15 protein-coding genes are annotated in these 13599 nt (G+C 55.8%); 13 read left to right on the top strand and 2 right to left on the bottom strand.

Annotated features, from left to right (window positions below; translation table 11 throughout):
* Window positions 1-68: 68 nt before the first annotated feature.
* The 5 genes from lpdA (at window position 69) to lipB (ending at window position 6488) form a co-directional block, all read left to right on the top strand.
* A complete protein-coding gene (lpdA, locus tag C162_RS23475) occupies window positions 69-1490 on the top strand; it encodes a dihydrolipoyl dehydrogenase (protein WP_036698327.1) in 1422 nt (473 codons plus the stop codon).
* A 294-nt stretch (window positions 1491-1784) separates the two neighbouring features.
* A complete protein-coding gene (locus C162_RS23470; protein WP_036698323.1) occupies window positions 1785-2816 on the top strand; it encodes a thiamine pyrophosphate-dependent dehydrogenase E1 component subunit alpha in 1032 nt (343 codons plus the stop codon).
* Window positions 2817-2819: 3 nt separating this feature from the next.
* Complete coding sequence (locus C162_RS23465) at window positions 2820-3806, top strand: alpha-ketoacid dehydrogenase subunit beta (RefSeq protein ID WP_036698320.1); 987 nt, start codon at window positions 2820-2822, stop codon at window positions 3804-3806.
* 438 nt (window positions 3807-4244) lie between these two features.
* On the top strand, window positions 4245-5696 hold the full coding sequence (locus C162_RS23460; protein WP_036698317.1) for a dihydrolipoamide acetyltransferase family protein: 1452 nt from the start codon (window positions 4245-4247) through the stop codon (window positions 5694-5696).
* Between the two features lie 60 nt (window positions 5697-5756).
* The gene (gene lipB, locus C162_RS23455) at window positions 5757-6488 is read left to right on the top strand and encodes a lipoyl(octanoyl) transferase LipB (protein ID WP_156949695.1); all 732 of its coding nucleotides are present in this window, start codon (window positions 5757-5759) and stop codon (window positions 6486-6488) included.
* Here the strand turns inward: lipB and prli42 are convergent.
* Window positions 6485-6586 (bottom strand): stressosome-associated protein Prli42, encoded by a 102-nt coding sequence (gene prli42 / locus C162_RS36130; protein ID WP_143803916.1) that lies wholly within the window; start codon window positions 6584-6586, stop codon window positions 6485-6487. The genes lipB and prli42 overlap by 4 nt on opposite strands.
* A gap of 99 nt (window positions 6587-6685) precedes the next feature.
* On the opposite strand from prli42, the gene C162_RS23450 reads away from it, so the two are divergent.
* Window positions 6686-7813: a M20/M25/M40 family metallo-hydrolase gene (locus tag C162_RS23450; RefSeq protein ID WP_036698315.1), complete on the top strand. Its 1128-nt coding sequence runs from the start codon at window positions 6686-6688 to the stop codon at window positions 7811-7813.
* 266 nt (window positions 7814-8079) lie between these two features.
* On the opposite strand, the gene C162_RS36125 is transcribed toward C162_RS23450, so the two are convergent.
* Entirely contained in the window at window positions 8080-8253 is a 174-nt protein-coding gene (locus C162_RS36125) for a hypothetical protein (RefSeq protein WP_156949694.1), read from the bottom strand.
* Between the two features lie 77 nt (window positions 8254-8330).
* Between C162_RS36125 and C162_RS23445 the strand changes: the two genes are divergently transcribed.
* From C162_RS23445 to xerD, 7 genes are all read left to right on the top strand, one after another.
* Window positions 8331-8903 carry an NUDIX domain-containing protein gene (locus C162_RS23445; protein WP_051493868.1) on the top strand — a complete coding sequence of 191 codons (573 nt, stop codon included), beginning with the start codon at window positions 8331-8333 and terminating at the stop codon, window positions 8901-8903.
* Complete coding sequence (locus C162_RS23440; RefSeq protein ID WP_036698312.1) at window positions 8894-10087, top strand: endonuclease Q family protein; 1194 nt, start codon at window positions 8894-8896, stop codon at window positions 10085-10087. Before C162_RS23445 ends, C162_RS23440 begins: the two co-directional genes overlap by 10 nt.
* 67 nt (window positions 10088-10154) lie before the next feature.
* Window positions 10155-10790 carry a stage II sporulation protein M gene (gene spoIIM / locus C162_RS23435; RefSeq protein ID WP_036698310.1) on the top strand — a complete coding sequence of 212 codons (636 nt, stop codon included), beginning with the start codon at window positions 10155-10157 and terminating at the stop codon, window positions 10788-10790.
* A 204-nt stretch (window positions 10791-10994) separates the two neighbouring features.
* Window positions 10995-11462: a ferric iron uptake transcriptional regulator gene (gene fur / locus C162_RS23430; protein WP_036698309.1), complete on the top strand. Its 468-nt coding sequence runs from the start codon at window positions 10995-10997 to the stop codon at window positions 11460-11462.
* A gap of 118 nt (window positions 11463-11580) precedes the next feature.
* Window positions 11581-11859: a hypothetical protein gene (locus C162_RS23425; protein WP_036698306.1), complete on the top strand. Its 279-nt coding sequence runs from the start codon at window positions 11581-11583 to the stop codon at window positions 11857-11859.
* Window positions 11860-12276: 417 nt separating this feature from the next.
* On the top strand, window positions 12277-12510 hold the full coding sequence (locus C162_RS23420; RefSeq protein ID WP_036698304.1) for a DUF4227 family protein: 234 nt from the start codon (window positions 12277-12279) through the stop codon (window positions 12508-12510).
* A 139-nt stretch (window positions 12511-12649) separates the two neighbouring features.
* Window positions 12650-13543 (top strand): site-specific tyrosine recombinase XerD, encoded by an 894-nt coding sequence (xerD, locus tag C162_RS23415; protein ID WP_036698301.1) that lies wholly within the window; start codon window positions 12650-12652, stop codon window positions 13541-13543.
* The last annotated feature ends 56 nt before the right edge of the window (window positions 13544-13599 follow it).

Here is a 13599-nt window from a genome sequence, read left to right as displayed (position 1 = left end):
CTCTCGAAAGAGAGTACAATATAAGAGATTGAATTGAATTCAAGAGGAATGACTGGAGGATACATATCATGACAATGACCTGTGATGTAGCGATACTTGGCGGAGGCACCGGCGGTTATGTGGCAGCGATTCGCGCTGCGCAGCTGGGCAAATCTGTTGTCGTTATTGAAATGGACAAGCTGGGCGGAACCTGCCTGCACCGCGGCTGTATTCCCAGCAAATCACTGCTGCGCAGTGCAGAGGTATTGGCTGAAATCAACGAGAGCGAAAGCTACGGTATAGAGACTACGGGCACCAAGCTGGTGTTCCCCAAAGTGCAGCAGCGCAAGGAAGCGGTAGTGGAGCAGCTTCATCAGGGGGTACAGTATCTGATGCGCAAGCACAAGATTCAGGTGCTGAAGGGCAAAGGCCGGATCATCGGCCCTTCGATCTTCTCTCCGCGAAGCGGCGCAGTGGCTGTAGAGCTGGAGAATGGCGAGATGGAGACCGTGGTCTCTACTAATCTAATTATCGCTACCGGCTCGCGTCCGCGCATTCTGCCGGGCCTGGTGCCTGACGGCAAGGTGATTCTGAGCAGTGAAGAAGCGCTGACGCTTGAGGAGCTGCCGGCCTCAATAATAATTGTGGGCGGCGGGGTAATCGGAGTGGAGTGGGCGTCCATGCTGGCTGATTTCGGAGTGCAGGTGACTGTTGTAGAGACAGCCGGACAGCTTTTGCCGCAGGAGGATGAAGAGGTGGCACGGGAGCTGCTGCGCCTGCTGAAGAAACGAGGAGTCCGGGTACTCACTGGAACAACGGTAGATGCAGAGACCTGCACGGTGTCAGAGACAGGGATTACGATTGAAGCCCGCAAGGGAGAGCAGAGCCAGAGTCTGTCGGCTGACAAACTGCTCGTATCTGTGGGGCGCGTCGCGAATATTGAGAATCTCGGACTTGAAAATACAGATATCCGCTTCGATACAGGTGTCATTGCGGTAAATGCCAATATGCAGACGGGTGAACCGCATATCTATGCGATTGGCGATTGTATCGGCGGACTGCAGCTGGCTCATGCTGCCAGCCATGAGGGCATCCGTGCCGTCAATCATCTGGCCGGTGAAGCGCTCCATCCGTATGAAGCCCATCTAGTTCCGCGCTGTGTCTATACACGGCCGGAAGTGGCTAGTGTCGGCTACACGGAGAAGGAAGCGAAGCAGCTCGGCCGCGAGACGGTGACCGGGAAGTTCCCGTTCTCGGCCATCGGCAAAGCCATTGTCTACGGAATGAAGGATGGCTTCGTGAAGGTAGTGGCTGACGCGAAGAACGGGGATATCCTCGGCGTGCAGATGATCGGCCCGCATGTGACCGACCTGATCGGCGAAGCGGCGCTGGCACAGATCTTGGATGCCACACCTTGGGAGGTCGGGGAGGCAGTACATGCCCATCCGACACTATCGGAGGTACTGGGCGAGGCCATGCTGGCGGTGGATGGAAGAGCAATCGGATTCTAGCGTGCGATAGAGAGCTTAACAAGAAGGCCGGAGGGAGCGGAAGGCGCGTACTGCGCTAATATCGCTCCATACCGGCTATATTTGTTCGTTTCCAGAGCTTCTGCATGGCGGAGGGATTTTGGCTTTTCTTTTTGCCGGGAAAACGGATATAATGAATTTAGTACCTGGTGATAGGATCAGGGCACATATAACAATATTAAGGTCAATCTGCCTGGCGGACGCATCCTGAACCGCTTAGAGATAGCGGGGGCTGGAAGCTGGCGCCGGCAATACTTTCAAGGAGGTACCTCTTATATGGAATCCCAAGGTACTGTAGACACGGTTAACAGACATAAGCAGCTTGGACTCACAGACGGCCAGGTTATCGATATGTACAGATTCATGCAGCTCGGACGGAAATATGATGAGCGCAGTCTGCTGTTGCAGCGCGCGGGCAAGATCAATTTCCATGTATCCGGCATCGGGCAGGAGGCGGCACAGGTCGCGGCGGCATTTGCACTGGACCGGGAGAATGACTATTTCCTGCCCTACTACCGGGATTATGCGTTTGTCCTCTCTGTTGGAATGACCACGCGCGAGCTGATGCTGTCCGTCTTCGCCAAGGCGGAAGATCCGAACAGCGGCGGCCGGCAGATGCCGGGCCACTTCGGCAGCAAGCGCCTGCGGATTGTAACGGGCTCTAGCCCGGTCACGACCCAGGTTCCGCATGCAGCAGGCTTCGCGCTGGCGGCGAAGATGCAGAAGAAGAAGTTCGTCTCCTTCGTCACCTTCGGGGAAGGCTCCAGCAATCAGGGGGATTTCCATGAAGCGTGTAACTTTGCCGGTGTAAATAAGCTGCCGATGATTATTTTTTGTCAGAACAATCAGTATGCGATCTCGATTCCGGCCCATAAGCAGCTTGGCGGCAAGGTCAGCGACCGTGCGCTTGGCTACGGCTTCCCAGGCATCCGGGTGGACGGCAATGATCCGCTGGAGGTCTACCGCGTGGTCAAGGAGGCCCGGGACCGTGCGCTTGCCGGTGAAGGCCCGACCTTGATTGAAGCGATGATGTACCGCCTGTCGCCGCATTCCACCTCGGATAACGATCTGGCCTACCGGACCCAGGAGGAAGTCGATGAGAACTGGAAAAAAGACGGCATCGCCGCGTTCCGCACCTATCTGACCGGACTCGGTCTATGGAGTGACGAGCAGGAGCATGATCTGGCTGCCGAATATAATCTTGAACTGAAAGAAGCTATAACCTACGCGGAGAATGCGCCGTTCCCGAAACCGGAAGATACGCTGCTGCATGTCTACGATGAATCCGGCCTGAAGGGGGGCGCTTAAGCCATGGCGATGATGGAATATATCGATGCAATCCGGCTGGCGATGAAGGAAGAGATGGAACGTGACGAGTCGGTGTTCGTGCTGGGTGAGGATGTCGGCGTGAAGGGCGGCGTCTTCACAACAACCAAAGGCTTGCAGGAGCAGTTCGGCGCAGAACGGGTGCTGGACACGCCGCTTGCGGAATCTGCCATTGCAGGGGTGGCTATCGGTGCTGCGATGTACGGCATGAAGCCGATTGCCGAGATGCAGTACTCTGATTTCATGCTGCCCGCAACGAACCAGATTATCAGCGAAGCAGCCAAAATCCGCTACCGTTCCAACAACGACTGGAACTGTCCGGTCGTCATCCGTGCGCCGATCGGCGGCGGCATCTTCGGCGGGTTGTACCACTCGCAGTGTCCGGAGTCGATCTTCTTCGGTACGCCGGGGCTTAAGATTGTGGCGCCTTATTCGGCAGCAGATGCCAAGGGCCTGCTCAAGGCCGCTGTCCGTGATCCTGATCCGGTGCTGTTCTTCGAGAACAAGAAATGCTACAAGCTGATCAAGGGCGATGTGCCGGAAGGCGACTACACGGTGCCGATTGGTGAAGCGAATCTGCTGCGTGAAGGCAGTGATATTACGGTGATCGGGTATAGCTTGCCGCTGCATTTTGCGATGCAGGCAGCGGAGGAGCTGGAGAAGGAGCATGGCGTCACCGCACATATCCTGGATCTGCGTACCCTCCAGCCGCTGGACCGCGAGGCGATTATTGCCGCTGTCCGGCAGACCGGCAAGGTGCTGATTGTCCATGAGGATAACAAGACCGGAGGCATCGGCGCTGAAGTCGCGGCGATCATCGCCGAGCATTGTCTGTTTGACCTCGATGCGCCAATCTTCCGCCTGTGCGGACCCGATGTACCGGCGATGCCGATCTCGCCGCCGATGGAGAAATTCTTCCTGCTTAGCAAGGACAAGGTTAAGGCTGAAATGCTGCGTCTGGCGCAGTATTAATATATAAGAGAAACCGGCGGGATAAGTAAGTGAAGCTGCCTGTGCCGACTTAGGGCGATAATGTTGCAGAAAGTGCAGCTTGTGGGTACTAGGTAAACAGAGGTTAAGGACAGGTTGTTGCAGGAAATGCAGCATTATGTCCGCTCAGCCGCCTGAATGAAGAGAATTGCTGCATTTTGAGCAACATTTTTGATTTTGGGCAGATTTGTCTGGGCGAATATTTTATTAAGTGCAGGATTTCGTGGCTGAATCGCCACCTGAGCGAAGAAAATGGTAAATTTCGTTTAGAACACTTTGAGTCTATGCTTCCGAAGACAGTTGTGTACGAAGCAAATTCAAGAAGTCGACGCTTTCAAAACTAAGCGCATGCTTCCGAAGACAATTGTGTACCAAGTTCTTCAGGATGCCTGTGCTTACCAAACATTAAGGAGTGACATTATGTCTGACAATACAACGCTGACGGATGTAATTATGCCGCAGCTGGCTGAATCGCTGGTATCGGCGACCATCGGGAAATGGCTGAAGCAGCCGGGCGATTCAATAGAGCAATATGAGCCGATCTGCGAGCTGATCACGGATAAAGTGAACGCGGAGCTGCCTGCAACGGTAGACGGCACGCTGGTCGAGCTGCTGGCCGAAGAGGGCCAGACGGTCAGCGTCGGCGAGATCATCGCCCGCATCGCTGTGGCTGGCTCCGCCGCGCCAGCTGCTGCGGCCCCGTCACCGGCAGCTTCCGGTGACGCCCCAGCCCCTGCCGCTGCCCCGGCTGCGGCATCCGGCACCGCCCCGCAGGCGGCTCACGCCGCCGCGCGGCCGCCTGTGCCCGCTGCGGCTTATGACGCCGCAGCGCCAATGCGCTCCCGTTACTCTCCGGCTGTGCAGTCGCTGGCCGCCGAGCACGGCATCAACCTGGCGGCCGTGCCTGGCACCGGCCTGGGCGGACGTATCACACGCAAGGATGTGCTCACTTTCCTTACGAGCGGCGCCGCAGCCGTTCAGCCGCCGGCACCCGCTGTAGCCCCTGCCGCAGCGCCGGTGCCTGACACGGCCCCTGCTGCCGCTGTACCCGCAGCGCAGCAGCCTGTGCTCCAGCCTGTGCCGGACGCACTTCAGCCGGTCCGTAACTCCGGCCTGCACCTTAGCGAATCGCCGAAGATTCCGACGATTGAGATCGAAGGCGGACGGGGCAGCAGCTCGGAATATCTGATCGACGTTACACCGATCCGTAATACGATCGCTACCAGAATGCGCCAGAGTGTCTCGGAGATCCCGCACGCCTGGACAATGATCGAGGTCGATGTGACCAATCTGGTGGTGCTGCGCAACAAGCTGAAGGATGAGTTCAAGCGCAAAGAGGGCATTAACCTGACCTATCTCGCTTTTCTGATGAAGGCTGTGGTCAGTGCGATCAAGGATTACCCGATCATGAACTCCGTCTGGGCCGTTGACAAAATCATCGTCAAACGCGACATCAACATCTCGCTGGCCGTAGGCACAGAGGATTCCGTCATGACGCCGGTCATCAAAAAAGCCGATCAGAAGAATGTCGCCGGGCTGGCCCGCGAGATCGACGAATTGGCTTTGAAGACACGGGAACGCAAACTGCGCTTGGACGATACGCAGGGCGGCACGTTCACGGTGAACAACACCGGCTCGTTTGGCTCGATTCTGTCTTATCCGATTATCAACTATCCGCAGGCGGCGATCCTGACTTTTGAATCCATTGTCAAAAGACCTGTCGTCATCAATGATATGATTGCCGTGCGTTCGATGGCGAATATCTGTCTGTCGCTGGATCACCGGATTCTGGACGGAGTCATCAGCGGACGGTTCCTGCAGCGCGTGAAGGATAATGTGGAAGGCTACACCCCGGAAACGAAGCTCTACTAAGTAAGACGGCTGCGGACCCCTGGGACAGGGAGAATGAGAAGCAAAGGGGAACTTACGATCATGGAGAACCTGAACCTAAGGAAACTTACAGTTACCATTCTTCCAGTGATGGAGTACGGGGCGGCCTGGGAGCTGCAAAAGGAAGCGGTGCATGCGATTGATGCGGGCACTGCTTCCGAGCAGCTGATTCTGCTGCAGCATCCGCCCACGTACACCATCGGTTCGCAGAATCATCCGGAGCATCTGCTCCTCAGCGGGGAACAGCTCAGGCAGCAGGGCATTGCGCTGTTTGAGATTGACCGCGGGGGAGATATTACATATCACGGGCCCGGCCAGCTGGTCGGTTACCCGCTTTTGAAGCTGGGCGAGAACGGCAAGGTTGATCTGCACGGCTATCTGCGCAGGCTGGAGTCGGTGATTATTGCGTACCTGGAGGCCTATGGAATTACGGGGACCCGCAAGCAGGGGTATACCGGGGTGTGGGTCGGTGATGAGAAAATCTGTGCTATCGGCGTCAAGTTTAACAAGTGTAAATTCCGCCGGGGTTTTGTCACCAGTCATGGCTTCGCCTTCAACGTATCGGCCGGGATCGGGCAAAGCGGCTTCACGGGCATTATCCCTTGCGGTATTGCGGAATACGGAGTGACCTCGCTTGAGGAATGTACGGGGCGCGCTTTTGACATCGGGACGGTTGCTGAAGAGCTGGTGCCTTATTTCCTGGAGCAGTTTCCGTATAACCAAACAGCGCCCGGGGAACCCGGACGCAGTTACTTAAGTGCTAAGCGTGATTAACCGGCCAAAAACGGCTCGATGACGAACAGCACCGTAGAGGCGATCATAGCGAACAGCATGATGTAGATAATTATGCGAAACCATTTTTGTCGTTGCATGAGTGACTCCTTTGAGATTAGTTTAAGTTATGAGCATGAGCCCACAATTGAACGCAGTACCACCATTGTAACGTATCTGAGAAAGAGAGGGAAGTCCATATGATATCAGAAGACCGATTGATCCATGAGTTCATGGAGCTTGTCCAGATTGACAGTGAGACCCGGAATGAACGGCAGATTGCCGATGTGCTTAAGGAGAAGTTCAGCAGCCTGGGGCTGAGCGCAGTGGAAGACGATTCGCAGGAGAGAACGGGACATGGAGCCGGCAATCTGTTCGTGACCTGGCCTGCGGACAGCGGAGTGAGCGCGCCGAAGCTGCTGTTCACCTGTCATATGGATACTGTAGTGCCCGGCCAGAAGATCAAGCCAACCCTTGGGGAAGACGGCTGGATTCGAAGCGATGGCAGCACGATTCTTGGGGCGGATGACAAAGCAGGACTGGCTGCCCTGTTCGAAGCGATCCGGGTGATTCAGGAGCAGAAGCTGCCGCACGGCCAGATTCAGTTCGTCATTACGGCAGGCGAAGAGTCGGGGCTGATGGGCGCACGTGCCATGGACCCGGCATCTCTGGATGCTGACATGGGCTTCGCGCTGGATTCCAACGGAGAAGTGGGAGCTATTGCTACCGCCGCACCAGGCGTGGCCCGGATCTCGATGCAGATCTTCGGCAAATCCGCCCATGCAGGCGTGAACCCGGAGGACGGCATCAGCGCCATCCAGGTAGCGAGCAAAGCTATTTCGGCCATGAAGCTGGGACGGATCGACAACGAAACGACAGCGAATATCGGCAAGTTCGCCGGCGGCGGGCCGACGAATGTGGTCTGCGACCATGTACAGCTGGATGCGGAGGCCCGCAGTATTGTGCAGGAGAAGGTTGACCTTCAGGTGGCCTCCATGCGGGAGGCACTGGAGACAACAGCCCGCGAACACGGGGCGCAGAGTGAATTCCGCAGCGAGACTATCTATCCGGCGTTCAGCTTTGGTGCGGGTGATCCGGTCGTTCAACTGGCGGCCCGTGCGGTCACTGCGCAGGGCCTGACACCCCGCCTGTTCGCTTCCGGCGGCGGCAGTGATGCCAATGTGTTCAACGGCCTGAACGTTCCGGTTGTGAACCTGGCAGTTGGCTACGAGGATATCCATACCACGAAGGAGCGGATCAAGGCCGCAGACATCGTCAAGGTGGCCAGTCTGGTTGTAGCCATTGTGGCCGAGAGCCAGAAGGGCTAAGCCGATAAGAGGCTGTGCAGGGACCCGGCCAGGGCAAGGATTTTGCTAAAAATATAAGAAGTTATATGTTGCACACGATAACTTATCCTTCTATTTCTCGCTGAAACGGTAGCGTCCTTTAAAAGGACGGCAAAGCCGTTTCCACTTAGGCGGTCTGCTGCCGCTTATGAATAACAATAAAGGAGCTGCTTCCGGGATGATCCGGGAGACAGCTCCTTCTTATACCCTGGAATATCATAGACGCTGACCGGAAGAACGAAGCGGCATTATCCAGCCTTGGAAGCTTTGATCCGCGAATCTGCCTGGAGCAGCAGGATGTAAGAGAGGGGCATATCGCGCCCGTATTGCTTCATCCACCCGGCCATTACGGCCATAATCTGTTCCGGTTTACCTACCATTGTTACTGCGGATGAGCTTGCTTGGACAAGGATGTCATTCATGCCTGCATTCCTTCTTTCTTCATAAGTTTGCTATAATACACCCTATGCATAACGATGCCAAAGGAGACCACAAATCTATGAAAAAAGATGAAATAAACCGCAACCCCGCATTGGATGAAGAAACATTGTCGACGAAGCCGATTTTTGCAGGCCACATTATTTCGCTTCAGGTGGATACTGTGAGACTGCCTGACGGCAACACCGCAACCCGTGAGGTTGTGAAGCACCCTGGAGCTGTAGCTGTGCTCGCTTTGAATCAAGGTAAAATGCTGGTCGTGGAGCAGTACCGTCAGCCGATGCACCGTACCGAGGTGGAGATTCCGGCAGGGAAGCTGGACCCGGGCGAAGATCCGCTGGCGGCTGCGGGCCGTGAGCTTCAGGAGGAGACCGGCTTTCATAGCGGGGGGCTGAAGCTGCTGAAGTCGTTCTATACCTCTCCCGGCTTCGCCGACGAGATCATTCACCTCTATGTGACCGAGGATGCCCAGCCGGGCGAGATGGCGCTGGATGAGGATGAGTTCCTGGAGGTCTCCGAGCTGACGCTGGAGGAAGCCTACCAGTACATTGCGGACGGACGTATTGCCGATGCCAAGACGATGATGGCGGTCTATGCCTGGCATCTGTATACGCTGACAGGCCAATGGCACTAGCGGCGGAGCTCAGCAGTGTCTACTGTGATCTGCATGTGCATATCGGACGGACTTCGGAGGGCCAGGCGGTCAAAATCAGCGGCAGCCGTGATCTGACCTTTGCCGGGATTGCCAGGGAGGCAGCGGAGCGCAAGGGGATTGGCCTGATTGGCATTATCGACAGCCACTCTCCGGGTGTGCTGCGGGATATTCATACTTCGCTGGATTCCGGTGAGATGACGATAGCCGCAGGCGGCGGAATTGCTTACCGGGGGACGACGATCCTGCTGGGAACCGAGATTGAGATACGCGAGCCCGGGCGGCGGGAGTGCCATGTCCTGGCTTTCATGCCGGACCTCGGGACGATGGAGGATTTCAGCACCTGGATGAGCGCCCATATGCGTAATGTGAATCTCAGCTCCCAGCGTCTGTACGCCCCTTCCAGGGTGCTGCAGGACGAGATTACCGGGCGGGGCGGGCTGCTGATCCCGGCCCATATTTTCACGCCCCACAAGGGGCTCTATGGCTGTGCGGCCGAGCGGATGGCTGAGTTATTCGATCTGGACCGCATCGCAGCGGTGGAGCTTGGCCTTAGTGCGGATTCAGAGATGGCAGGGTATATCTCCGAGCTTGACCGTTACAGCTTCCTGACCAATTCCGATGCCCATTCCCTCGGCAAAATCGGCCGCGAGTATAATGTCATCGAGATGCGGGAGCCCTCCTTCCGAGAGCTGAAGCTGGCGCTCCAGCGCTCGGAAGGACGCGGGGTCAACGCCAACTTCGGGCTGAATCCCCGGCTGGGCAAATATCACAGGACCTACTGCGGCGGCTGCGGCAGCATCATCGATGAAGCCTACAGCACCTCGGAGCGCTGCCCGTATTGCGGTAGTCCGAAGCTGGTCCAGGGTGTGCTGGACCGTATTCTGCACATTGCCGACCGTTCGCTGCCGCAGGTTCCGGATTACCGGCCTCCGTACCATTACCAGGTACCGCTGGAGTTCATTCCCGGCCTGGGCAAGCGTAAGCTGAACCTGCTGCTGGAGGCTTTTGGCACAGAGATGAACATTCTGCACCGGGCTGCGGAAGCCGAGCTTGCCGCTGTAGCGGGAGCTGAGCTGGCGGGGCTGATCGTGCTGGCCCGCAGCGGGCAGCTCGTCCTCTCCTCGGGAGGCGGCGGGACCTACGGCAAGGTGATCAAGAGCTAAGGACAAGTCATAGATTAGGACATTCCCTCATATGGTGTAACATGTGACCGGAAAGGGGAATGTCAGGGTGCGCAGTTTAAAGCTGATGGTGAAGGAACAGACGCCTCTTTATATTTTTGTCGCGGTATTATTTCTGGTCGGAGTGGTATTCGGAGCGCTTATCGTCACTGCGCTTACGCTGGATCAGCAGCAGGAGCTGGGCGATTACTTAAGCAATTTCTTCGTGACAGTCGATCAGCAGGGATTGCCTGACGCGCAGGATTCATACTGGAGCATCGCCGCTTTTCATCTGAAGTGGGTCGGCCTGATCTGGGTGCTTGGCTTGTCCGTGATCGGCCTCCCGGGCATTCTGATTCTGGATTTCCTCAAAGGCGTGCTGATCGGCTTCACCGTCGGCACGCTGGTCAGCCAATATTCCTGGCACGGCATGCTGTTCGCCCTGGTCTCCGTCGCTCCGCATAATCTGGTGCTGATTCCAGTGCTGCTGGTGTGCAGTGCGGCCGCGCTCGGATTCTCCCTGCTGATGATCCGCAGCCGTGTACTGGGACAGCAGCGCCGCACGCAGATTACCCATCCGTTCATGATGTATACGCTGCTCTCCCTTGGGATGGCGCTGCTGGTGATGGGAATCTCGGGCTTCGAGGCTTACGTGACTCCGGTGATGATGCGCTGGGTGACGCCGCTGCTGGTGTCAGCCGGGTGAAAGTGAGAAGCAGACAGGGGCAGGGAATCGGCGCCGGTGCTGCGGAGAGAGAATGGAAGATTTCACTAATATGGAGTATTTGTGAACGTGCGGGTCAGCTCCCTCCAGATGCTAAAACCGTTTGACTTCTCAAAGGAAATCCCCCTATAATGGAAGAAGTGGCTTGAAGCCCGGTGTGGTAATTTTCCAAGGGGGAGGCAGACAATGGAAGCCCGAATAGACAAGATTAAGCAACAACTACAATCCCAAGGATACAAGCTTACACCTCAACGGGAAGCGACCTTAAGAGTTCTCCTGGAGAACGAGGATGATCATTTAAGTGCGGAAGATGTATTCATGCTTGTGAAAGAAAAGGCGCCTGAGATCGGTCTTGCCACCGTGTATCGTACCCTGGAACTGCTTAGCGAGCTTCATGTCGTGGAGAAGATCAATTTCGGAGACGGTGTGGCCCGCTATGATCTGCGTACGGATACGGCGAAGCATCATCACCATCATTTGATTTGTGTGCAGTGCGGAACGATGGATGAGATTCGTGAGGATTGGCTGGGACCGCTGGAAGAGCGGCTGGAGCAGGAATACAACTTCACGGTGGTTGATCATAGACTTGATTTTCACGGAATATGCCACCGCTGCAAGGATAAGAATCCTGCAGAGGACAATACTCCCGAATAAGCGTATATAGAATGTGGACTTAAGAATGCTTCATAGCGAATTTCCTAAGTTCATCTTCAGATGAAGAAGGACCGCGCAAGCTCTCCCCCGGCTGAATGGCTGGAGGGGAGCTTTTTGATTGCGTGGAGAGCCGCTGAAGGCGGGCTACGGCGGGGGGATGAAAGGGATAAATCCCTTTGAATCGGCTGAAAGTGGGCTGGGTGAGGAAATGAAGGGGATAAATCCCTTTGAATTGGCTGAAAGTGTGCTGGATGAGGAGATGAAAGGGATAAATCCCTTTGAATTGGCTGAAAGTGGGCAGGACGAAAAAAAGAAAGGGATAAATCCCACTAAATTCATCAAAAGTGTGCTGGACGGGCAGTTGAAGGTGAGTAATGAAGAGCACAAGTGCCCCTGAATCCTGCCAAAGTCGGCTAAACGGGCAAATGAAGAGCACAAGTGCCCCTGAATCCTGCCAAAGTCGGCTAAACGGGCAAATGAAGAGCACAAGTGCACCTGATTCCAGCCAAAGACGGCTAAATGAGCAAATGAAGAGCATAAGTGCTCCTGATTCCAGCCAAAGTAGGCTGAACGGGCAAATGAAGAGCACAAGTACACCTGATTTCGGCAGAGCCGTCTCAGTGAGAGCGGCCAGGGAGCCCAATATTACTTAACATACATAACATGATCCTCCGGCGCATAAAGTGAAGGACGAGTTCTGCTCACGCTCCTTTTGTCCGCTCTCCTTCTGCTGCACTTACCCAAGCGCAGCAGAAGGAGAGCATGTGCAGGATGCTGATGCAGACGCTGATATCATTTTGAGGAGGCTGCCTGGATGATTATTTCTCTGCCCCGCACGGTGCGCCGGCTGTATTTCATGACGATGCTTGTGGCGGTAAGCTGTGTGCTGTATTATGTTTTGAGCTGGGTCAGTACATGGATCAGTCCGGCCCGTAATGTTGAGATTCCTGAAGGCACCGCCGTCCGGGCGTTTCAAGATGTAGAGTACGGTGAACAGGGGCTAAGTGCGGGAGATCGACTGCGCCTTTTTTACTGGTACGGGGAGTAACGGGACGGATTGCAGGATTAAGGGAGAAGTATGTCGAATCAATCTATAGCATGTCATGGAACAACGCTGTTCCGGCTGCTGGACCCCATCCGCTGCGAAGCCGCATGAAGCAGCCTGAGTCTGACAGGAGCGTGAATTGATGAAGTCATACTTACAGCCGTTTATGCAGTATTTGTCCGGGGACAAAGGATTGTCTCCTAGTACGCTGGAATCCTATGGACGGGATATATCGCAGTTTCTGGAGTTTGCGGAAGAGCGCGGTCTGGACGCGGCAGAAGAGATTAGAAGAACACATATTATGCTTTATCTGGGTGCCCTGCGCGGGGCAGGGAAGGCAGCAGCCACGGTGAACCGGAATACGGTATCGCTGCGTGCCTATTTTCATTTTTTGCTGAAGGAACGGCTGATTGTCCAAGATCCTACGCTGGATATGGAAGCCATCAAGCCGATTCACAAACCGCCGATCATTCTTAGTATTGAGGAGATAGAGCGCCTGCTGGCGGCTCCGGATGAAGCTGCTCCCCAGGGGATGCGCGATAAGGCTATGCTGGAGCTGCTCTATGCGACGGGTATCCGTGTGACGGAGCTGATCTCGCTGAATGTGGAGGATGTGAACACCGGCCTGCGGTTTGCGCGCTGCAGCGGCGCCTCCGGCAAGGAGCGTGTGGTCCCGATCGGCGTGATTGCTGCGGACTGCGTTGCCCGTTATGCCTCTGGGATGCGGGACAAGCTGCTGCGTGCAAGCCGGGAGGAGCCTGCGCTGTTCTTGAACAGTCTGGGGGGACGGCTGACCCGTCAGGGCTTTTGGAAAATCGTCAAAAAATACGCGCGTGAAGCTCAGATTGACCAGGACATCACGCCGCATACCCTGCGCCACTCCTTCGCTGCCCATCTGCTGGAGGGCGGAGCGGACCTGCGCTCTGTGCAGCAGATGCTGGGCCATTCCGATAGTTCGACCACTCAGATTTACAGCGGAATTGCCCGCAAGAATATGAAGGAGGTCTACGAGAATCATCATCCCCGGGCGAAATAGCCGGCTGTACATGGATGAGGGACCTTAGGAATAACGGGCAGGCGGACTTGGATTGG

It is taken from the genome of Paenibacillus sp. FSL R7-269, assembly GCF_000517865.1.
Taxonomy (GTDB): Bacteria; Bacillota; Bacilli; order Paenibacillales; family Paenibacillaceae; genus Paenibacillus_AQ.
Note: the sequence above shows the minus strand (reverse complement) of the source record. Positions and strands in the feature narration are given on the sequence as shown.